This window comes from Candidatus Binatia bacterium (assembly GCA_029248525.1).
Classification (GTDB): domain Bacteria; phylum Desulfobacterota; class Binatia; order UBA12015; family UBA12015; genus UBA12015.
This window is the reverse complement of the sequence record JAQWJE010000049.1, coordinates 676,735-698,497: the sequence shown is the minus strand read 5'-3', so window position 1 is coordinate 698,497 and position 21,763 is coordinate 676,735. Positions and strand designations below refer to the sequence as shown.

The 21,763-nt window shown below is 60.1% G+C and carries 17 protein-coding genes; 9 read left to right on the top strand and 8 right to left on the bottom strand.

From position 1 onward, the window contains the following. Complete coding sequence (gene coxB / locus P8K07_15600; GenBank protein ID MDG1959949.1) at nucleotides 1-987, bottom strand: cytochrome c oxidase subunit II; 987 nt, start codon at nucleotides 985-987, stop codon at nucleotides 1-3. A gap of 263 nt (nucleotides 988-1,250) precedes the next feature. Between coxB and P8K07_15595 the strand changes: the two genes are divergently transcribed. Genes P8K07_15595 through lpdA form a run of 3 tightly spaced genes read left to right on the top strand, consistent with a single transcriptional unit; the run spans nucleotide 1,251 to nucleotide 6,797 of the window. Then, entirely contained in the window at nucleotides 1,251-4,097 is a 2,847-nt protein-coding gene (locus P8K07_15595; protein ID MDG1959948.1) for a 2-oxoglutarate dehydrogenase E1 component, read from the top strand. Nucleotides 4,098-4,121: 24 nt separating this feature from the next. Beyond that, complete coding sequence (odhB, locus tag P8K07_15590) at nucleotides 4,122-5,387, top strand: 2-oxoglutarate dehydrogenase complex dihydrolipoyllysine-residue succinyltransferase (GenBank protein ID MDG1959947.1); 1,266 nt, start codon at nucleotides 4,122-4,124, stop codon at nucleotides 5,385-5,387. 3 nt (nucleotides 5,388-5,390) lie between these two features. Further along, complete coding sequence (lpdA, locus tag P8K07_15585) at nucleotides 5,391-6,797, top strand: dihydrolipoyl dehydrogenase (GenBank protein ID MDG1959946.1); 1,407 nt, start codon at nucleotides 5,391-5,393, stop codon at nucleotides 6,795-6,797. Between the two features lie 6 nt (nucleotides 6,798-6,803). On the opposite strand, the gene P8K07_15580 is transcribed toward lpdA, so the two are convergent. The 3 genes from P8K07_15580 to dtd are packed head-to-tail and all read right to left on the bottom strand — an operon-like array spanning nucleotide 6,804 to nucleotide 8,834. Beyond that, a complete protein-coding gene (locus P8K07_15580) occupies nucleotides 6,804-7,874 on the bottom strand; it encodes a tRNA-dihydrouridine synthase family protein (protein ID MDG1959945.1) in 1,071 nt (356 codons plus the stop codon). Then, entirely contained in the window at nucleotides 7,875-8,363 is a 489-nt protein-coding gene (locus tag P8K07_15575) for a dual specificity protein phosphatase family protein (GenBank protein ID MDG1959944.1), read from the bottom strand. A 30-nt stretch (nucleotides 8,364-8,393) separates the two neighbouring features. After that, nucleotides 8,394-8,834: a D-aminoacyl-tRNA deacylase gene (gene dtd, locus P8K07_15570; GenBank protein MDG1959943.1), complete on the bottom strand. Its 441-nt coding sequence runs from the start codon at nucleotides 8,832-8,834 to the stop codon at nucleotides 8,394-8,396. A gap of 144 nt (nucleotides 8,835-8,978) precedes the next feature. On the opposite strand from dtd, the gene P8K07_15565 reads away from it, so the two are divergent. Beyond that, a complete protein-coding gene (locus P8K07_15565) occupies nucleotides 8,979-10,178 on the top strand; it encodes an acetyl-CoA C-acyltransferase (GenBank protein MDG1959942.1) in 1,200 nt (399 codons plus the stop codon). A 104-nt stretch (nucleotides 10,179-10,282) separates the two neighbouring features. Here the strand turns inward: P8K07_15565 and P8K07_15560 are convergent, their stop codons facing one another. After that, nucleotides 10,283-11,179, bottom strand: coding sequence for an isocitrate lyase/PEP mutase family protein (locus P8K07_15560; protein MDG1959941.1), 897 nt, complete (start codon nucleotides 11,177-11,179; stop codon nucleotides 10,283-10,285). Nucleotides 11,180-11,232: 53 nt separating this feature from the next. Beyond that, nucleotides 11,233-11,850 carry a TIGR00730 family Rossman fold protein gene (locus P8K07_15555; GenBank protein MDG1959940.1) on the bottom strand — a complete coding sequence of 206 codons (618 nt, stop codon included), beginning with the start codon at nucleotides 11,848-11,850 and terminating at the stop codon, nucleotides 11,233-11,235. Nucleotides 11,851-11,907: 57 nt separating this feature from the next. On the opposite strand from P8K07_15555, the gene P8K07_15550 reads away from it, so the two are divergent. The 5 genes from P8K07_15550 to P8K07_15530 all read left to right on the top strand — a co-directional run bounded on the left by P8K07_15550 (nucleotide 11,908) and on the right by P8K07_15530 (nucleotide 19,797). Continuing rightward, nucleotides 11,908-12,468, top strand: coding sequence for an HAD family hydrolase (locus P8K07_15550; protein MDG1959939.1), 561 nt, complete (start codon nucleotides 11,908-11,910; stop codon nucleotides 12,466-12,468). An 88-nt stretch (nucleotides 12,469-12,556) separates the two neighbouring features. After that, nucleotides 12,557-14,254 carry a glycosyltransferase family 39 protein gene (locus tag P8K07_15545; protein MDG1959938.1) on the top strand — a complete coding sequence of 566 codons (1,698 nt, stop codon included), beginning with the start codon at nucleotides 12,557-12,559 and terminating at the stop codon, nucleotides 14,252-14,254. Nucleotides 14,255-14,293: 39 nt separating this feature from the next. Continuing rightward, on the top strand, nucleotides 14,294-16,390 hold the full coding sequence (locus P8K07_15540) for a sulfatase (GenBank protein ID MDG1959937.1): 2,097 nt from the start codon (nucleotides 14,294-14,296) through the stop codon (nucleotides 16,388-16,390). After that, nucleotides 16,391-18,160 (top strand): glycosyltransferase family 39 protein, encoded by a 1,770-nt coding sequence (locus P8K07_15535; protein MDG1959936.1) that lies wholly within the window; start codon nucleotides 16,391-16,393, stop codon nucleotides 18,158-18,160. It abuts the gene before it with no gap. Beyond that, complete coding sequence (locus P8K07_15530) at nucleotides 18,157-19,797, top strand: hypothetical protein (GenBank protein MDG1959935.1); 1,641 nt, start codon at nucleotides 18,157-18,159, stop codon at nucleotides 19,795-19,797. Before P8K07_15535 ends, P8K07_15530 begins: the two co-directional genes overlap by 4 nt. Before the next feature lie 3 nt (nucleotides 19,798-19,800). On the opposite strand, the gene P8K07_15525 is transcribed toward P8K07_15530, so the two are convergent. Beyond that, nucleotides 19,801-20,511 (bottom strand): hypothetical protein, encoded by a 711-nt coding sequence (locus P8K07_15525; protein ID MDG1959934.1) that lies wholly within the window; start codon nucleotides 20,509-20,511, stop codon nucleotides 19,801-19,803. 26 nt (nucleotides 20,512-20,537) lie between these two features. Further along, nucleotides 20,538-21,632, bottom strand: coding sequence for a Zn-dependent alcohol dehydrogenase (locus P8K07_15520; protein ID MDG1959933.1), 1,095 nt, complete (start codon nucleotides 21,630-21,632; stop codon nucleotides 20,538-20,540). Nucleotides 21,633-21,763: the final 131 nt, after the last annotated feature.

Sequence of the window (21,763 nt, the reverse complement as noted above, 5' to 3'; positions counted from 1 at the left end):
TCATTGCAATGTCAGGAGGTAATCGACGATATGATCCACCTCCAGCTCCGTAAGTTTCATATTCGGCATCCGACAACCCGGCTTGAGCGCTTGCGGGTCCTCGATCCAGGCGCGGAGATTTTCCGGAGTATTCAGGGCCACGCCTGCGCCGAGCGTCTTGCGGCTCATGAAATGGGAAAGATCCGGGCCGTAGGTTCCGTTGGCGACGGTTCCGCCCAGCGTATGGCAATTGATGCAGGCCGTTTTCTGGAAAAGCTCCCGCCCTGCAGCGACTTTGGGGTCCTCAACGTCGGCTTTCTGCTGATCGGCAACCCAGACCGCAAACTCGTCGGGCGTGTGAACGTAGACCCGCAGGAGCATATGAGCATGCTGCGTTCCGCAGTATTCGGCACATTGCCCGAGGTACATCCCGGCGGTCGGTGTGTCGTACCAAAGCCAATTCTCCTTGTTCGGCACCACGTCGGATTTGCCGCCGAGGCGAGGAACCCAGAAACTATGGATCACGTCCTGCGAGAGAAGGCGTAAAAAAGTCGGACGCCAATTTTCCGGGGTACTGGTGGGGATGTGCAATTCGTTGGCCGTCGTGATGCCGTATTCCGGATACTTGAACTCCCACCACCATCGGTGGCCGACCACATCGACAACCAGAGCCTCCTCGGGGGGCTCTTCGATCTGAATCTCGGCAATCGTTCGGGCCGTAGCGAGAAAGAGCACAACGACGATGATCATCGGCACGATCGTCCAGGCCACTTCGACGGGTGTCGAGCCGTAAATCTGAGGAGGATCGCGGCCGTCATCACCCGGCCGGGCGCGGAATTTGAGGATGCACCACAGCAGGATCCCCTGGGTGATCAGGAAGATCAGCGCGCAGATCCCGATCACGAACCACGAAATATCCTTGATCTGATGACCCGTTACCGAGACAGGGTCAAAAATATTCGAGTATTGATGAGGCATGGGGCCCTCGGCCACTGCGGCCAAAGGCACCAGGACGAGTATCCAAAGGGCGCCAATCAGGGCTTTGCAAAGGACTTGGTGCATCGCTGATCCGAACAAGCCATGAACACGCCCCCGCGTCAACAAGGACCGGGGATCGCATTTGGCTGCGGCTACTTGGCATCGAATCTCTGGCACGCTCATTTTTTTGATAAATACGTTTGGAAACAAATGGAAATTTCCACGATTTTCGCATCGCCGCAGACCCCTTATGCATTGTTTCCACCACCCGCTAGGTTACATTGAGACCTACAGTGGCGATTCACGGTAAAAGTCCAACCCAAGAGCTTGAAGAACCTGAAGAGGCGCCGCTGGCCCCCGCTTTCCTCGGCGGCGTGGACCCTGCCTGGCTGGAGGATATGGCCGCTCGCTACGCCCGTGATCCTCAATCCGTCAGTCTGGATTGGCAGGCCTTTTTTGCCGGCATGGAAGTGGGCCGCCTCGAGGCACCGACCAGCGACACCGCCCCCGTACCGGGTGCGCGACCACGCACCTTCGGCCTCGTCAGCAACTACCGGGAACTGGGGCACCTGCTGGCCGACCTCGACCCCCTCAGCAAACCCCCGGCTTGGCACCCCCTGCTCGACATCGGCCATTTCGCCTTCACGCCGGGGGATCTGGACTCGCCGTGCGCACCGGGCGGATTTCTCGGGCCCCTACCGGGCTCCCTCCGCGAGCTCGTCGATGCCCTGCAACAAACCTATTGCGGAAAGCTCGGTGTTGAATTCACCGGAATCCGGGACCCCGAGCAACGCAGGTGGCTTCAGGAGCGCATGGAGCCCGCCCGCAACCAGCCTGACTTGAGCACCCGGGAGCGGGGACGGATTTATCGGAAACTCGTGGAGGCCGAATCCCTCGAGCGCTTCCTGCACGTGAAGTTCCGCGGTCAGAAACGCTTTTCGCTCGAGGGCGGCGAAACGCTGATCCCCATGCTCGAAAGCTTGGTCGAGTGTTGCACCGAGCAGGATGTCGATGAGTTGGTTGTGGGCATGGCCCACCGAGGGCGCCTCAATGTGCTCGCCAATATCGTCCACAAGCCACTCGAGATGGTTCTTGCCGAATTCGAAGGCTCCACCCTCCCCGATTGGGTCGAAGGCGACGGCGATGTGAAATATCATGCCGGCTACTCACGGGATCACGAGGGGACCAACGGCCGGAATGTCCATATTTCCTTGACCCCCAACCCCAGCCACCTGGAAGCGGTAAATCCGGTGGTGGAGGGCAAAGTTCGAGCCAAGCAGAACGAATTGGGGGATACCGATCGCACCCGGGTCGTCCCCCTTCTGATGCACGGCGACGCGGCTTTCATGGGCCAGGGCGTCGTTTCCGAAACTCTCCTGATGACCCACCTCAAAGGGTACGATACCGGCGGCACCATTCATGTCGTGATCAACAATCAGGTGGGCTTCACCACGCCTCCCGAATCCTCCCGCCCCACCCGCTACGCCACGGATATCGCCAAGATCATCGAATCTCCCGTGTTCCACGTCAACGGCGACGACCCCGAGATGGCCGTCCACGCAGCCAAGCTGGCCGCAGGGTTTCGTCAAAGATTTGGCCAGGACGTCCTCATCGAACTGGTCTGTTTCCGAAAGCATGGCCATAACGAGCTGGACGAACCGAGCTTCACCCAGCCGCGAATGTACGAGGAGATCGCCAAACATCCGGGCACGCGAACCGTCTACGAGCAGAAGCTTCTGCAGGACGGCGTGTTTACCGAGGAAGAACTCGAAAAGGAGAAGGCGGAAGTTCAGGATGAGCTGAATGCAGCACTGACCTTCGCCCGCGACTTCCGACCGAGGCAGGAGGTCTTCAGCTTTGGTGATGCGTGGAACGGATTGGGGCCGGCCACCGAAAATCGGCTCGCCGATACAGCTCTGCCCGCAGAGGTTCTCGAAGAAATCGCCACGGTCGCAGGACAGATTCCCGAGACCTTCGAACCCCATGCGAAAGTTCGCAAGGTCTACGAGCAACGAGTCGAGATGGTGACCGCCGGAAAAGGCATCGACTTCGGCTGTGCCGAAATGTTGGCCATGGGCTCCCTGCTCCTCGAGGGCACACCCGTGCGACTCTCCGGTCAGGACTCTGGTCGCGGTACTTTCAGCCACCGACACTCCGTCCTCCACGATCAGCAGAAGGCAGATCAGTATATTCCCCTGAACCACCTGGCACGGGACGGGGATTCGCAGGCACATTTCGAGGTCCTCGACAGCCCGCTTTCCGAAGCAGCGGTCCTCGGTTTCGAGTACGGGTTCTCGTCTGCTGCGCCGCAAACACTCTGCATCTGGGAGGCGCAGTTCGGCGACTTCTCCAACGGTGCCCAGATCATCATCGATTGCTTCATCGCAGCAGGGGAATCCCGTTGGCAGCGATCGAACGGCTTGGTGCTCTTCCTGCCGCATGGTTACGAAGGCCAAGGTGCCGAGCATTCGAGCGCACGCCTCGAACGATGGCTGCAACTCTGCGGCGACGACAACCTGCAGGTGGTCCAGCCCACGACACCAGCACAGATGTTCCACCTGCTGCGTCGCCAGATTCACCGGCCCTTCCGAAAGCCACTGGTCGTGATGACGCCAAAGAGCTTGCTGCGCTACAAGCCGGCGGCTTCCCATATTGAAGACTTGACGCAAGGCACCTTCCGTCCCGTGATGGACGATCCCGTCCCCGCTGCGGCCGAGAAGATCACGACGGCTGTACTCTGCACGGGCAAATTATTCTTCGATCTCGCCAAAGCCCGCGAAGAACGCTCTGCCGACGAAGTTGCGCTGATCCGAATCGAGGAAATCGCGCCATTCCCGGGGTCCGAAATTCAGGAGGTCCTGTCTCGCTACCCGAACGCCCATGACATCGTATGGGCCCAGGAAGAGCCCGCCAATATGGGCGCCTGGTGGTATATGGCGCAACACCTTCCCTCCGTGCTGGGCGAGAAGCAAAGCCTGCGCAGCGCCAGTCGTGCCGCCGCCGCCACCCCTGCGGTGGGATCCTATACCCTGCATGGTCGCGAGCAGAAGGAAATCATGACAGAGGTATTCGATCGAGCGCCCACAGTGGCGACGTCGGGGGAAATCCCCGCAAGCACCGCAAACAGCAAGCGCACCTGAGTTGCTGCAGAACGAGAGGTTTCGATGGCCGTGCAAGTGAAAATCCCTTCCCTGGGCGAATCCGTAACCGAAGCGGTTCTCGGCTCCTGGCTGGCGCAGGAAGGCCAGACCGTCGCCGTCGATGAAGTCATCTTCGAATTGGAGAGCGACAAGGCCAATATGGAAATCGCCGCCGAAGTCGCAGGGCAGCTGCATATCCTGAAGCAGGAAGGCGATACCGTTTCCGAGGGCGACGTGGTCGCCGAGATCGATCCCGCTGCGGCATCCGCCAAGCCGGATACCCCTCCGCCATCGCAGGCAAGCGGGGACAAGGCGGCGAGCGAGGCGCCAGCTCAACCTGCGGCCCCGGCCGCGAGTCAACCGCAGGCGAGTTCGAACGATTCGTCGGAAGCCGAACCCTTCCTCAGCCCGGCCGTCCGTCGGATCGTAAAGGAAGAAAACCTCGATCCGGCAACCATCCCCGCAACCGGTCCCGGCAACCGCATCACCAAGGCAGACGCGCTGCAAGCCGCCGAAGCCGTGCCGACAAGCCCGGAACCGACCGGCAAACCCCCGGTCGCAAGTCCTGCTTCGAGCGTTCCGGGAGAACCGCGTGGCGAGACACGGGTGCGCATGAGCCGTATGCGTCAGGTGATCGCCAGACGGATGGTCGAATCGCAACGAACCGCAGCGATCCTCACCACCTTTAACGAAGTTGACCTCAGCGCCGTGATGACACTGCGTTCCGAGCATAAGGAAGCCTTCCGAGAGAAGCACGATGTCGGCTTGGGCTTCATGTCGTTTTTTGCCAAGGCATGCTGTGCGGCCGCCCGAACCGTCCCCGAGTTGAATGCAGAAATCCAGGAAGACGAAATCGTCTATCGCGAAGCTGTGAATATGGGGATCGCTGTCGGCACTCCCAAGGGGCTTGTCGTGCCGGTCGTTCGGGATTGCGATCTTCTTTCCTTTGCCGGGATCGAGCGAGAAATCGCACGACTGGCTGCCAAGGGACGTGAAGGAAAACTCGGCGTCAGCGATCTCTCCGGAGCTACCTTTACCATCTCCAATGGCGGGGTTTACGGCTCGCTACTTTCGACTCCGATTCTCAACCCGCCGCAGAGCGGTATTCTCGGAATGCATAAGATCGAGAAAAGGCCGATGGTCGTAGACGATGCCATCGTGATTCGCCCGATGATGTATCTTGCGCTTTCCTACGACCACCGGATCGTCGACGGAGAAGGTGCGGTTACCTTCCTGGTGCGAGTCAAAGAGGCATTGGAAGCACCCGCCAAACTGCTTCTGGAGATCTGAGTCATGTCCGAGACCGATAATTTTGACCTTGTGGTGATTGGGGCCGGCCCGGGAGGCTATGTCGCCGCGCTTCGCGCAGCCCAACTCGGCCTCCGGACCGCATGTGTGGAAAAAGATCTGACGCTGGGCGGAACTTGTCTCAACGTGGGCTGTATCCCCAGCAAGGCATTGCTGCAGTCGAGTGCTCTTTTCGCGCAGGCAGGCAAGGACTTCAAAACGCACGGGATCGGTGTCGGCGAACTCAGTCTCGACCTCGGCGCGATGATGAAGCGCAAGGATCGGGTAGTCACCACTCTGACCCGAGGGGTCGCCGGCCTGCTGAAAAAAGCAGGAGTCGAAGCTGTTCAAGGGAGTGCGTCGCTTCTCGGTTCAGGAAAATGTCTGGTCTCCGGCGCCGATGGTTCTCGCACCTTGTCAGCGAAGACGATTCTGATTGCCTCCGGGAGTGTTCCGATCGAGCTCCCGAGTTTGCCCTTTGACGGCGTGCGTATTGTCGATTCCACTGCAGCGTTGGAACTCGAGTCCGTGCCCGAAAGGCTTCTGGTCGTCGGTGCCGGCGCGATCGGACTCGAGATGGGATCGGTTTGGGCCCGACTCGGATCTGCTGTCACGGTAGTCGAGATGACCGACGGCATTGCCAGCGGCATGGACGCAGAGATGAGCAAAGTTCTCCAGAAATCCTTGAAAAAGCAGGGCCTGAAGTTCCTTCTAGAGACCTCCGTCCAATCGGCTGAGCCAACTGAGAGCGGCATCACCGCAACTCTCGGAAAAAAAGACGGCTCTACGGAATCGCTCGAAGCCGACGTCGTGCTTGTCGCCGTGGGGCGTCGCGCTTATGCCGACAGCCTCGGCCTTGCCAATGCAGGCGTCGAGATCGACGATCGAGGACGCATACCGGTGGACGCCAACTTCCAGACCAACGTCCCCGGGGTCTTTGCGATCGGTGATGTGATTGCCGGCCCCATGCTCGCCCACAAGGCCGAGGAAGAGGGTGTCGCCTGCGTCGAACTTCTCGCGGGAAAAGCCGGCCACGTGAGCTACGAGACCATCCCCGCGGTCGTCTATACCCATCCCGAATTTGCCTCTGTCGGATTGACCAGTGAAGCCGCAGCCGCACAGGGGATTGCCACCAACATCGGCCTGTCTCCCTTTGCGGCCAACGGTCGCGCGAAAACCATGGGCGAAACCGAGGGCGCCGTAAAAATCATAGCCGACGCGAGCACCGATCGTATTCTCGGCGTTCATATCGTCGGGCCGGAGGCTTCCGCCTTGATCGCAGAAGCTGCAGTTGCGATGGAAATGGGAGCGAGTTCCGAGGACCTCGCCCGTAGCGTCCACGCCCACCCGACCCTGCCCGAAGCCGTCAAGGAAGCTGCTCTGGCAGTCGACGGTCGCGCCCTTCATATGTAAGCGATTTCAGCCCCGTGGGTACCAGCGGTCAATGACGGCTCGCCATTCCGTGGCGGTCTTTGCGTCCACAAAGGCCGCACGAACATCTTCCCCTGCGGGATGACTCTCCGCGATATGAATCGACTGCTTGCGCATCAGGATGGAGGCCTTGCGTTCTCCGAGCAGAATGGCGCGTTGGTCGAATTGCTCTTGCAGCACCCCCCCCTGCTCCGCGAGCGAAGGGCCCGTCTTCTCGCATCCCGCGAGCAGTTCGCGCGCTTGCCGAAAGATCCACGGGTTGGCAATCGCTCCGCGCGCCACGGCAACCGCCTGGACACCGCAGAGTTCCATCATCGAGAAAATATCTTCGGCGGTATCCACGTCCCCTGAGCCGAAGATCAAACGGTCAGGGTAGCGCCGCACCAAATCGGCCAGAGCATTCCAACGCCCACGACCAATATAGCGTTGCTCCACCGTCCGGGAATGTACGGTCGCCCAGGCAAAACCAAGTTCGTAAGCAGCACCAAAAATCCGATCGAAGGCCAGCGCCATTTCCGGAGTATCGTCCCATGCGCGCCGCAGCTTCACGGTGCAAGGCGTTTTCGTCGGCACCGCGCGCCGGACCGCACTCAGGATCTCGATCGCCGTCTCCGGATCGGCCAGCAGATTTCCGCCGCGCGGCCGTCGTTTGGCCAGCTTCGAGGGACACGCCAGATTGACATCCACGACGTCGAATCCCATCTCGACGATAATCCCGGCGGCCGCGGCCATCTCTCCAGCATCGTGACCCACGATTTGGCCGGCAATGGGCCGATCCGCACCGGCCACCCGATCGGGATGCTCCGCGCGCCGTTTACGACGACTGGTCAGCAAGGTGTGATCCAGCATCGACTCGGTCACACAATAGGGTGCACCCAATCGGCGAGCGGTCAGCCGCATCGCATGGTCGGAGTAACCCGCCAGACCCGCTTGAAAAAATGGCACCTCGAAACCCGGCACCAGCGAGGCGATCCGAGGATCCATCGTATGACCCCGGGCAAAGGCCGCTGCGCTCTCGGAGCACCGCTGTTCGCGCAAATCGGGAACCGCACCCGCCATTCAGGCCTCCAGAACGCTCGTATAGGGTGCGCAGGAGCGCCGACGCCGCACGAAGAGCTCAGCCTCGCGCAAGGCCATCCCCCGGCACCGGTGCAGATAGCCAATCGCCGCTGTCGGCGCCCGATTGTAGCCCGCATTGCAGTGGACCAGAACCGCGCCCGATCCCGCGATCATCTCCTCGAGGCAGCCGATCACAGCATCCATTCGGCGGGCAACATCCTGGAGATCGCCATCGATAATCGGCAGGCGGGTAAAACGGATCCCGGCGGAGGCATAAGCCTTTTCGAGATCGCGCTCGACCAGATTCTTTGCCAGAAGATCCCAGTCATCCTGCAAGGAGAGGACCGCCTCCACGCCGTGCTCGGATCGCAACCAATCCGCGTCGTTCGCGGTCGGAAACGAACCCACAAAAAGCTCGCCTTCCAGAATGGGCGAGATGCTGGGTCGCCCCTCGGGCCGCAGGAAAGGGTGTTGGAGGTCTGCCGGCATTGGTTTCTTCTAGCACGCCAACCGGCAGGCTCAGGACTCCACGACGAGCGTCATCGGGCCATGATTGATCAGATGCACATCCATATCGGCACCAAAAATTCCGCTGGCGACGCCGACACCCGCTTCCCGGAGTATCTCGAGAAACTCGAGATAAAGAGGCTCGGCCCTGGGCGCGGGCGCAGCACGGCTCCACGAAGGCTTGCGCCCCTTTCGGGTATCGCCCCACAAGGTGAACTGCGAAACACAAAGAACTTCCGCCGCCGGAAGTTCTTCCAAGGACTGATTCATCGCGCCGGAAGCATCCTCGAAAATCTTCAGAGAGAGCAGGCGCCGAGCCAGAACACGGACCTCGGCCGAACCGTCTTCGCGGTGAATCCCCAGCAAAATCAACATCCCCGGGCCGATCTGCCCCACGCAGCTTCCCGCCACTTCTACCCGGGCCTGCCGGACTCTCTGCACAACCGCACGCACTCCGGCGGCTTACCTCTTCCGAGTCTGATCTGCACCCTCCTGGCGCCACGTTGCATCTCGCGGCCTCGATTGCGAACTTTCCCTATCAACTTGGCATGGTCTGCCCCGGATAAACCGGCGCCCCCATGCGTAATGGAGGTTCCGATGGCAAAACGGCAGGAAGCCGCAATTGTAGCGACAGCCCGAACGGGTCTGGCGAAATCATTCCGGGGTTCATTCAACATGACCCGACCCGACGATCTGATGGCGCGTTGTATCGAGAACGTTGTGGGGAAGACCACCGCGCTCGACCCGGCTGAAATCGACGACGTCGTTGTGGGCACCGGCTTTCCCGAAGGACCTCAGGGCTTCAACGTTGGCCGAAACGTCGCTGTGCTTGCGGGACTTCCGCTCAACGTTCCCGGCTCCACGGTCAGCCGCTTCTGCTCCTCCGGCCTCAATGCCGTGGCAGTCGCCGCCCATATGGTCGAAAACGAAGGCGCCAACGCCGTGATCGGTGGCGGCTGCGAGTCGATCACCATGATCCAGAACGACATGAACACCACGAACCTCTTCAACCCCTGGCTGATGGAGAACAAGCAGGACATCTACATGCCCATGGGAATCACCGCCGAGAATGTGGCCAAGCGCTACAACGTGACGCGTGAGGTGCAGGACAAGTTGGCCTATGAGTCGCAAATGCGGACGGCCGCCTTTCAGGACTCGGGTACCCTGCTCGAAGAACTCGTCCCGGTCACCACGACATGCCAGGTGAAGGACAAGGAAACCGGCGAAGTTTCCGAGAAGGAAGTCACGGTAACCACCGACGAATGCAACCGCCCCGGCACAACCATGGAAACTCTCGGTGGCCTCGGCGGCGCCTTCGACAAGGAAAACGGTACGGTCACGGCCGGCAACTCCTCTCAGTTCTCCGACGGAGCCGCAGCGCAGCTGATCATGTCGGCCGAACGCGCGGGCCAGTTGGGCATTGAACCCCTCGGCTTTTTCCGTGGCTGCGTCTTTGCGGGCTGCGAGCCGGACGAAATGGGCATTGGCCCGGTCTTTGCGATTCCCAAATTGCTCGAGCGCAATGGCCTCAAGGTCGATGATATCGATCTCTGGGAACTCAATGAAGCCTTCGCCTCGCAGGCAGCATATTGCCGCGACAAGCTCGAGATCGATCCCGAGAAATACAATGTCAATGGCGGTTCGATCTCCATCGGACACCCGTATGGCATGACCGGCTCTCGCCTGGTCGGCACGCTTCTTCTGGAATTGCGTCGTCGCAAGCAGAAGTGGGGCGTCGTCACCATGTGCGTCGGTGGTGGTATGGGCGCCGCAGGCCTCTTCGAGGCTAACGTCTAAAATCGCTCCACGGCAGCCGCCTTCGAGTGGCCGCTAGCAGATCCATGTGCGGGGGGTTCGCCATCAGGCGAATCCCCCGTTTGCGTTTCCGGGGGCCCGGAGGATCAGGGATCGCTGCTTTCAGATTCAGCTCTGCGATGCGTTGCCAGACCCATCAAATCGTTGAACTCGCCAAAATTATAAAGTTCCTGCGACGACCCCTCCGTGGTCCCCGCGGCCATCAAGGTAGCGTAGATCCCCTCGACAGCTTTGGCCTGAGCCAACACGGCCGCTACCGGGTAGACGATCAGATCAAAACCGCGCGCGTGGAGTTCGTCGGGAGGCAGAAGTGGGGTCTTGCCGAATTCCACCATATTGGCAATTTTGGGACCGGGGATCGCCTCGGCGATCCTGTCCAATTCTTCGACAGATTGCGGCGCTTCCACAAAGACCGCATCCACCCCGAGGTCTCGAGCCGCTTTTCCTCGAGCCAGAGCCTCCTGCAAGCCGGCCGGTGCCCGCGCATCCGTCCTCGCCACGACGAAAAGATCGGTTTGCGAGCGAACCTCGAGAACAGCCGCAAGTTTCTCCAGCCATTCGTCAGCCGGCACAACTTCCTTACCGGCCATATGTCCGCATCGTTTCGGCCAGACCTGATCTTCGAGAAAGAGACCGGCCGCGCCGGCGGCGGCATAGAGTTCTGCGGTCTTCCGGGCCTCGGCGGTGCCGCCATAGCCGGTGTCCGCGTCCACCAGAACCGGAGCCACAACATGAGGACAAAGCCTTTGGACCGTCGCGACCATCTCCGCCTGGCCGAGGATTCCGATATCCGGTTCACCCAACAGCGATGCCGCCACCGCGTATCCGCCCATGAAAGTGATCGGAAACCCAGCCTTGTTCACCAGACGCGCGGAAACCCCGTCATAAAAACCACCCATCACCAGAGGACGGTCCTCGGCCAGCAAGGCCCGCACGGTTGCCGCCGGAGAGCGGGGCTCGGAAGAGGTAGGCTGCATCGTCATGCCCTGCCACTAACAAGCCGGGGCAGGCCCGCCAAAGGCTTGCGCCGGACAGCTTATCTGGCCGCGGGCGACGGTGGTGCCGGCCCGACTCCCGCGGCAGGCGGCATCTCCGCATCCAAAGCCGCGAAAAGCGTCTCGACGTCGGGAAAAACCTGCGCGATCTCCCGATTCTCGGGAGCCAGGATTCCGTCCTCGACCTGTCGATCGAGAAAAGAGAGGAGATGCGTCCAGAAACCGTCCGGATTCAGCAAATAAATCGGCTTGGCGTGAAATCCCAATTGTCGCTCGACCAAAATCTCACTGAGTTCTTCGAGCGTCCCGAGGGCTCCGGGCAGCGCGATAAAAGCATCGCCGCGATCAGCGAGCCCCGCCTTGCGTGCCCGCATCGTCGCAACAGTTTCCAACTCGTGGAGATCGGGATGCGCCACCGAGGAAAACTCGTCCAGAATCACACCCTCGACCCGGCCTCCTGCTGCCAGGGCGCCAGCGGCCAAAGCCCCCATCACGCCGACTGTAGCGCCTCCATAAACAAGAATATGTCCCCTCTCCGCCAGCCCTTGCCCCACGGCGCGGCCGGCCGCCAGAAAGGATTTCGGTGATTGGCGCGAAGAAGCTGCGTAGACAGTCACCCTCAGTTTCCGTCCCTCGCGATTCAGCTTTGCCTTTTTCATTTCGTTCCCCTTCGCGTAGAACAGGTCCACACACTTGACCACAGAAAGATGTCATTCATGCAGCCATCGGAACAAGCGACAAAACATCCCTTTGTCTTTCTCGACCGGGATGGAACCCTCGTCGAGGAAGTCTATTATGGGCATAAACTCGAAGACTATGCGCTGATTCCCGGGGCGATCGAGTCCCTGCAAAGGTTCCGAGATGCCGGATTCCGCCTCGCGATCGTGACAAACCAGAGTGGGCTCGGGCGCGGCATTTTCGGCATCGAAGACTATGAAATTTTCCATGGCCAGCTGCTTTCCGATCTCGAGAACGCAGGTCTGGAAATCGTCGAAACCTATATGTGCCCGCATGCCCCCGACGAAGCCTGCGTCTGTCGCAAGCCGCTGCCGACTTCGCTTTTCCATGCCAGAGACAACCATCAGGCAGATATCGAGGCGTCGTGGGTGATCGGGGATCACGTAAAAGACGTGGAAACAGCTGCGAATGCTGGCGCTCGCGGCATCCTTCTTCTGACTGGGCACGGGGAGGAGGAGGTGGCGAAACTGGGCAACGTCCCGCACGATGCCGTCGTCCAGGATATAACCGCCGCCGCCAACCATATTTTACAAACCTGACCGACGAGGGGGCTTCGACACCTTGCGCAGCCCTGCGGAAGTCGAGACAATGCCGCCACCGACCGCCTCGGGTTGTCGGATTGATCTTATGCTTGATCCTCCGAAGCAAATATTCCCTTACCGCCTGCACCCTCTCGATCGCACAGACCTGATCACGTTATTCCTTCTCCTCACGGTCTTCCTTCTTACCCGGATTCTCTGGGTCGAGGGGAATTTCGCCGCGACCGTCTATTGGGAAGAAGATTTTCGATGGGTCGCTGTGCACGAGATTCTGAGTGGCCCCCTCCGCGGCACCCTCGACTATCAGGCCGACCACTACCAGGGAGGCTCTCTTCTTCTCACCCTGATGGCGGCCGGGTTCACGTATATATTCGGCGTCGGCCCCCTCGCGTTCAAGATGGCGGCCATCGCCTGCTCGACGACCACCCTCGGACTTCTTTTCCTCGTGGGGCGGAAACATTTCGGCTACCGCACCGCGGTGCTTGCGGGTCTCGGTTATCTCGCCGGGCCACCGCTGGTTGCTTATTGGGGTCTCGTCGTCATGGGCAGTCACGGGGAGTCGCTGATCTTCTCACTCGGCATGCTGCTGCTTTTCCATCGACTGCAGACAACTTCCGGGCGCTCCACTGGAACCTGGCTCGCCTTCGGGCTGGTGGCAGGAGCGGGCCTCTGGTTCTGCTACACAGCCGGCCTCACCCTCGCAGCCTGCGGCCTCGCATGGCTGCTGCTTTACGGCTTCCCGCGCTGGCGTGAATTTCTGGCAGCCCTTTTGGGGGCCGCGGTCGGGCTGATCCCGTGGTTCATCTATAATATCAAGTATGGATTCCGCGGTCTCGACCGAATTTTCGAGATGTTCGGTTATCTGGAACCGATCGATCCCTGGATCGAGATGAGTGCTGGCGAAAAGTTGCGCAATCTTTTCGCACAAGACTGGCTCGAAGGTCTCGTGACGCCCTATATCGAACCCATGTCCGCAGGCCTCGCGCCCGCCCTGCAAGCCGGGTTTGGCATTCCTTTTGCCTGCGGCCTCATTCTCTTCGTCTACCGACTTCTGCGTGGCGGGAGCGAAGGCCGCCAGCGAGAACTGGTCTATGCACTCTATGGCATGATCTTCCTGGCGATCTTTCTCGGCTCCAGCTTTGTAATCGCCTTGAAGGAAGGACCCGTGACGTATCGTTTCTTTCTTCCGGCCGCGGTACTGCTCTCGCTGCCAGTTGCCGAATCGGCAAGCCGCAATTTCCCATCCCATAAGGTCCTCGTGTCGATCGCCGTGGCGGTCTTTCTCCTCGCCTCGAGCACGGCGACCGGACTGGGCGCGACTCGCGAAATGCTCCGGAAGAAACCTTTTTCGAACGACTTCGGCTATCAGGTCTGGGGGCTTCTCTCGCATCGAAAGTACGAGCGCAATCTCGGCGAGGCATTGGCCGAGACTCGCGTCGTGCCGGAACTGATGCCGCGCCTGATCATGGTTCGAGGAATCGCCTGGGGAGTCGCCTTTCGCTTCGAGCAAGATGGCCGAGAAGAATCTGTCCTCAAGGCATTTGATGAGGCTGAGAAGCAGGAAATCAAGGCGCTTATCGGAGGTTATGAATGGACCGCGGAAACTCGCATGCGTGGTGTCGCGGAAAAAATAATCGCTGGTGAGCAACCCCCCGAAGGCCCACTGGTTCTGGCTCGAAACCGCTGGCTTTTGAGCTTCGTCGCCGAGGAGAGGGCCAAGCGAGGCCTGCAACCGCCCCCCCGAAACTGGAAGCCCGTGAAAGCCTACGCGCCAGAGGCTCAATAGGATTCCCCTTTCCCACAAGGAAGTGCGAAGGTACATCCGATGTCCAAGAAGAATCTAATTTCGGCAACTTCCCTGCTGAGCACACTGCTGGCGCTTGGCTCGTGCACGACCGAACCCGCCAAGCCGCTCGGGGTGGACTCGGTGGCCATGCAGGGTGAAGCGGGCGACAACCTCCGGCGCGCCCCGCTCTACAGACTCATGGAATGGATGCATTCCGGTCCGATCGCCGCGGGGGATCTCACGTGCGCGATCGGCAATGAAATTCGCCCCTCGCTGGGCTGCCTGCCGGCAATTGCCTTGTTTTCCGGACCCCTCCCACCCGAAGAACAGGGAGAAATCCGGATGAGCCTGCCCATCCCGCAGCCGCTGCAAAAACAATCCCTCATTCTGGAACGCACAACCAAGAAAAGATCGGATCTGGACTGGAGAGGGCTCGCTCCCCAATACGTCCGCAAGGATGTCGCCAGTTACGAATTCGAATCCGCCGCCACGGACGACGAACTCCTGCAGATCTGGGCCAGGCCGCTGCCGCCCAACCTTCGTCACTACCGCACGCGACCGCGGCGTATTCCATCCGGGGCAACTCTGCAGGTGGGGGTCGGCATCGCTCCAGTCGCGAGTGCGGTCGGTGCCGCGCCGGTTAGGATGTGGCTGAAGGTCGAAAACGCTGCGGGACAGCACACCCTCCTCGATACGCGACTGTCGCCCGCGACGGCAACCACATGGCAGGACCATGAACTGGACCTGCAAGCCTACGCGGGCGAGGAAGTTTCTTTCCATTTCATCAGCGAGGTCGTCGGGGGCCGTGATACGGAAAACTTCAGCGCGCCTCTCTGGGGCGCGCCAATTGTTGTGGCGCCCGTCGAAAATTCGGGCCCACCGAGTATCATCGTGATTTCGCTCGATACCCTGCGTTCGGACTACGTTGGCATCGAAAAACAAGGCCATCGTCTCACGCCGGAACTCGATCGCTTTCGCGAAACCGGTGCCGTCTTCCAAAATGCGATGACCACCTACCCCTCAACCACGGGTTCTCATATGAGCCTGTTCACCGGCGTCTACCCCGCCACGCATGAAACCATCCATGCGCGAAAGACATTGCCCAACGCCATACCGACGATGGCGGAAACCTTGGCCTATCACGGATATGCCACGGCGGCCGTGACCGAAAACGCCATGCTGAATGCGGGCTCCGGATTCCTGCGCGGGTTCGATTCCTACCAGGAGCAAAAGGGCGACGATGTCTGGTCAACGGAGGGCTCCATCGAGAAAACGTTCACGGACGCCCTGTCGTGGCTGAAAGCCCACGAAGACGAGCGATTTTTCTTGTTCATCCACACCTACCAGGTTCATTTTCCCTACACGCCCCCCGAGCGACACAACCATTTCCGCAAAAACCTCAAGGGAAAATTGCCGAAGGAAAAACTCGCTCGGCAAGCCTTCTGGTCCGAGGCAGGCTATGCGGGCGAAGTCCTCTACATGGATGCGGAAGTTGGCTCACTTCTCACCGCACTGGAGTCACTTGTCGATCTCGAGAATACGATCATTGTCATCACCTCAGATCACGGAGAGGAATTCGCCGAGCATGGACATATCGGCCACGCGGAAACTCTGCATAGCGAGGTGCTGAATATTCCGATGAGTATTCATTACCCGGGCCAGATCCCGCCGCAGACTCGCGTCGCAGCACCCGCATCACTTGTCGATATTCTCCCGACGCTGCTCGACTTTGCCGGCCTGCCGCCCGAGCCGAAAGCTCAGGGAGTTTCTTTGCGACCACTTATCCGGGGCGAAGACCTGGCCGAGCCTCGAGCCGTCTACGCGCAGAACTTTGGCAAAAACGGCCAACAATGGGCCGCGCGCACCATCGATCGCAAGTTCATCTTCAACGGAAGTCAAAAGGTGCCGAGACAAGCCTACGATCTCGCCAGCGATCCCGAGGAGAAAAACCCGATGGAGTTGAGCGAAGAAGACCGGGCTGCGAGTCAGGAATTGATCCGCACCTACAAGGATTGGGTAGTCGAGGCCATGACCGCTCGAATGCTGCTGCAGTCGGAGGAGCAAGATCAGGCACCCGCAAAACCACTCGACGAAAGCGTGGCGAACAAGCTGCGCGCACTTGGCTACATGGATTAGATGGTGACGATAGGAGCCCCTCTACCCCAACGGAAAACGGCCGTCCTTCTGGCGCTCGTCTTTCTGGTGACGACCGCCTTCACCTGGGCGGCTTGGGGGCACGTGCGGGTCGATATGGGCGGGGCGCTCCACCGCGCCGAACGCCTGGCCGATGGCGCCATTCTCTATCGTGACGTCCAGGTGCACTATACACCGCTGGCGCCCTACACGATGGCAGCGCTTCTGGCGGTCTTCGGCAAGCACCTGACCGTTGTCTATCTGACCGGCCTGGCGATCCTGATGCTGCAATCCTTGCTGCTATGGAAAATTGCCCGTCGCTTCCTCGATGAATCCGAAACCGCGATCGGTCTGATCGCATTCTGGCTCCTGCTCGCTTTTCAGCCGGGTCTTTTCAATTGGGTACTCCCGAACGTCTTCGCAGGTACGTTCGCCAGCCTGTTTGCCACAGCCGTCGTCGCGATGATCGTATCCGACATCGAGGCTCCCCGGGCCAACAAGCTGCTTGCCGCCAGCCTGCTGGTCGGCATGACAGGACTCTCCAAACTCGAGTACGGTCTGGCAACGGCCATCACCGTGGTCTTCTATACGCTGTTGATCAGGCCCCGCCCGGAACAAACCACGTCAGAGGCGATCCGAAGTCGAGGAGCAGATCTTTTACGCGTGGGCCTTCCGGGAGCTCTGTTGGCAGCACTCGTGCTGGGCGCTCTTCTGACCACCGTGTCGTGGGATGTTCTGATTTTCGACAATATCTATCGGGTACGCTCCCTCTCCGACGCTCTTGATAATTATACCAGAAACTTGTTCCCGCCCTTGTGGCCGGAAGTTACCAATGCCGCTCTTTGCTATCTGGTTGTTTTTCCGGCGACCGCCGGCATTGCCGCCCTGGGCGTCAGTTGGATCCGGCAGGGTGTCATCGATGCGATTGCCGGAATTTTTCTCCTGCTTCTTGCCGCCGGCATTACCTACCTCGCGACGCGCCATTTTAGCCCCGACGAGATCGTCAACATCTACAAACAGATTCAGTTCAGCTGGGCTCCTTTGGCATGGATTTCCCTTACCGCAGTCGCGATGGTTCTCCGCGACCGTATGGCGCCCCTGAATCGTTGGCGCGTCCTCGCGATCGTGGGTCTTTTCTCCTTTATCGTCACCCTGCGCTGGTCATTTCGCGTCGCCTGGCCTGCCTATTATGCAGTTCTCGCCCCTTTCCTGGTCGTATGGCTGGTCTCCGGGGTAACCAGATTCTTCTACCCGGCTGTACCGCAGCGGTCTCGCGGCATGGCCTTCGTCCTGACGGTATGGATTGCATGCGGCGCGAGCGCACATGCCTCCCAATATCGCAGCAAGACGTTTCCACTCAGCTTCCCGCGGGGAACGATCTACACGACACCCCAAACTGGAATTCCCATGAAGCGGACGGTCGACTTTCTGCGCATGCAAACCAGACCGGGAACCGCCGTGGCCGTCTTGCCTGAAGAGCAGTTGATCAATTTTTTCGCCGAAACCCCGCATCCGACCACCGACACGGGCGTCGGCCCCGGGTGGCTGGCCACACAGGCAGACAAAGAGCGATTCCTGCAGCAGATCGACGATGCCGAGACCCCATTCCTGATTCTCAGCCGGCGACGATACCCCGAATTTGGTGCTGGCAACTTCGCCTCATATGAACCCTGGGTCGTCGCACAGCTGCAGAAGTCCTTCCATCTCGAAGTGAGAACCAAGTTCTATCAAATCTGGATGCGCAATCAGTGGCCCGCCGAGGGCCAACCATGAACTCGAAACGCATCGGGATGCACAATCCCTGGGCACTTCTCGCAATCGCCCTCATCGGATGGGCTTCTGCATGGCTGGTCACCTGGGGGCACTTCGGATTCTTTGCCTGGGAGCCACAGGGGTCCCTTTACGACTGGCAAGCCAAGGTCCTCTGGGAAAACGGAACCTGGGATGTGCCGGAGAAAGTCACTCACGTCGAAACCTTTCTCGTCAATGGCAAGGCCTATATGTACTTTGGCCCGGGCCCGGCGCTTCTGCGCTTTGTGACGTATGCGTTTGGCGAGGCTGCCCCGGGGAGCTGGAGCCGCTCATTTGTCTTTCTGGGGACGCTGGCGACGCTCTTCTCGTTATTGGGCCTGATCCAGTGGATGGCGCGCGTTCGTGAGGAAGAAAGCAACCCTCTCCACCTGCGACCCATCTGGGTCGGCGGCTTCCTCTTGCTGATGGGGCTCGGCTCGACGCTGCCTTTCATCAACGCACGCGCCTTCGTGTACCATGAGGCGATTCTATTCGGGAGCCTCGCCGCTCTCGGGTCCTATATCTCGCTCGCCTCCTACCTCCGCGAACCTCGGACCGCAGCCCTTGTCGCCAGCGGCTTTCTGGGAATATTCGCTGTCCTTTCCCGAGCGTCCGTTGGTGGTGGAACGGTCGTTGCCCTTCTGCTCACGGGCCTTCTGCTCCTCGTGTCTCCCGCTCGTTCGAGCCGACGTCAACGCATCTGTGCCTGGTGGGCTGCGTCGAGCCGCGCCGATGCCAAACGCGACGGAATCCTTGCCATTGCGATGGCCGCACTGATCGTCGCCAGCTTCGGTTTCGTGAACTACCAGAAGTTCGGCAACGCACTCGAGGGTGTCCCCCTCCGTTACCATGTCAGCTATCAGGATGAGGGCCGTCTGGAGAAGGTCGGGGGCAGCCTCCTCCATCTTCGCAACGCCCCCCGCAATCTCTACAGCTATCTCGACCCGCGGAATATCATGTTCGATGAATCCTTTCCGTGGATCTACCCGACGCTGCATAGTGCGATTCCGATCTCGGCCGCCGAGATGGAACCTCCTTCCTACCTCACACGCCCTTCTCGACGGGTGCGTATCTATCCGCAACCCGCGTGGGTTGCCGCAAGCGCATTCCCGAATACCTACGCCGATTTCGTGGAACGCTATGCCAGCGCAACCACCACCATGCCCGCCATTCTTCTGCTTGGCTTGATCGGCGCGATCAGCATCGCTCGGGGTGCTCGCGGTCTGGGGCGCTACCTGCGCCTGCCTCTGCTGGGAGCTCTTGCGGGAGCATTCCCCTTCCTCATGTCAGTCGGAGTCACCCACCGCTTCCTGCACGATGCCTTTCCGGCAGCAGCCATTGCCTGCGCGGCCGGTCTTTTTGCGCTGGCCGACATCAAGCGAGGCGTTGCCAAAAAGTCTCTGGGCGCCCTCTTGATCCTGCTCACCCTCTGGAGCGGCTGGGCCAATATCGCGCTGGCCCTCAGCTATCAGCGTATCTACTCGTGGGGCACTCCGTTTTTCCTCAAGACCAAGTTCAACAAGGACCAGTATCGGATCGACCGCACGATTGGCGAGGCCTTTGGCTACGAGGCGGACGATCGCTGGGGGATTCCCAAAAACCCTCCTCGAAAAAAATGATGTTCAGGCGGCCGCCATCATGATGCGCCACTTCGCCAACCTCGCGAAAGCCTCTACCTGAGGTACCTGCAAGAGCGTCTCGACATTCAGGGTCGCATCCTTGCCGAACCAGAGCTCGGCCAGGGCGCCGGTACCGGGACCGGTCGCACCTGACATTTCGGCATTCGCCAAATTCACTTCGCGATCGAGGGCAAAGGAGGCTTCTTCCATTCGAGACGTCCGCGCCGCGGCCGCCAACTGGATGCTCTCCAGACGAGAGCGCATCGCGGCAGGTCCCGCTGGTCCGAAGAATTCACGAACAACGGGACGCCGGATATGGGGCACCAAATCCCCCAGACAAATCCCATCATGCTCGGGGAAGAGCATTCGACAGACATCCAGAAAGCTGCGATCGACCACGGCTGCCGCGACTGCATCATAAGGCGAGAAGGTTGCGTCTGCGACTTCGGCCAGGGAACGCTGGAGTGCGAGAACCTCAGCCTTGTAACGAATCAGGTCCACCACTTCGGGTAATTCCATCGCAAACCGAAGCCTACCAACGGACACGGAATCACCCGAACCCGCTTTCTCCGCGAGGACTTGCTGGAACCATGCGGCTGAATGACCCACATTCTCCGCGTCGGTCGCCGTCAGAACCTCATTGGCCAATGGGGCGAACTCCTTCCAGAGTCGCCGGGCCGTCAATTTTCGCTGCAGAAATGATTGTCGCGGCATCGAGATCTCCTTTTCGCACCATCTCCCTAAAAGTTCAGGACGGTTCGCACACCCTTGCCCGACCGCAGGTCGTCGCAGGCCTGGTTGATTTCTTCGATCGGACGGCTGTTGGTGATCAAAGCCTCCAGATCGAGGCGTCCCGCCTTCCAGAGATCGAGGTAGCGAGGGATATCGCGCAGCGAATGCGCATCACCCAGAACAGTCGAGATGATTTTCTTTCCCGTGATCACGAGCGCGGCAGGAAGAACAGTAAAGGCTTCATCCAGCGGCGGTGCTCCGACGCAGACCAGAGTGCCCCCATTGCGGATCGCAGCCAAACCGGTGTCGAGGAGAGCGCTTTTACCTGCGGTCTCGAAAGCGAAGTCCACACCCACGCCGTTCACAGCCTGCGCGACTGCCGCGACATCGTCCTGCATCGGATCGAGCAGGTCCGTAGCTCCCATGGAGAGAGCCGCCTCGCGCCGCTCCCCCACCGGATCGGAAACAAGAATGCGAGAGGCTCCGGCGACGCGAGCCCCCTGAACGGCGGATAGTCCGACACCACCCAATCCCATGATCAGAACAGTGTCCCCGGATTTCACACCGGCTGCGTTCAGGACCGCTCCTGTGCCCGTCTGCACGGCGCATCCAATCACGCAGGCAATATCAAGAGGAATATCCTTGTCGATCTTCACCGCACCGGTTTCCTGCGTGACCACCCGGTCCGCAAACGCACCGACACCGACCCCACGATAGACAGGCTCACCATTGATGGAGAGCGGCGTTGTTCCGTCGGGCAACAGGCCGGTGATAATCGAGTTGGCATTGGTGCAAACGCTGGCCTCACCCCGAATGCAGAAATAGCAGGTGCCGCAGGGCGGCGTCGGTGTCAGAACGACGTGATCCCCCGGAACCAGAGAGGTCACCCCGGGGCCCACTTCCGCAACGACGCCCGAAGCTTCGTGGCCAAGCACCAGAGGCATCATTCCGGGAAACACGCCGTCAATGATGCTGAGATCCGAGTGGCAGAGACCGCAATGGCGAACTTCCACCGAGACCTGCCCGGCCTTGGGTGCTGCGATTTCCACGTCCTGACGAATCTCGACCGGTTTTCCGGCTTCTTCCAATACGGCTGCACGCATGATTTCTCCTCCGAGACCTGCGGAATCAGGCCATCTGCCCGTTGGACGCTACCCGGCAGAAGGAATGATCGCCAGTCCGAAGCCCCACGAAAAAAGCCATATTCGCTGGAGGTCCTGCGGTAATTTCAGAT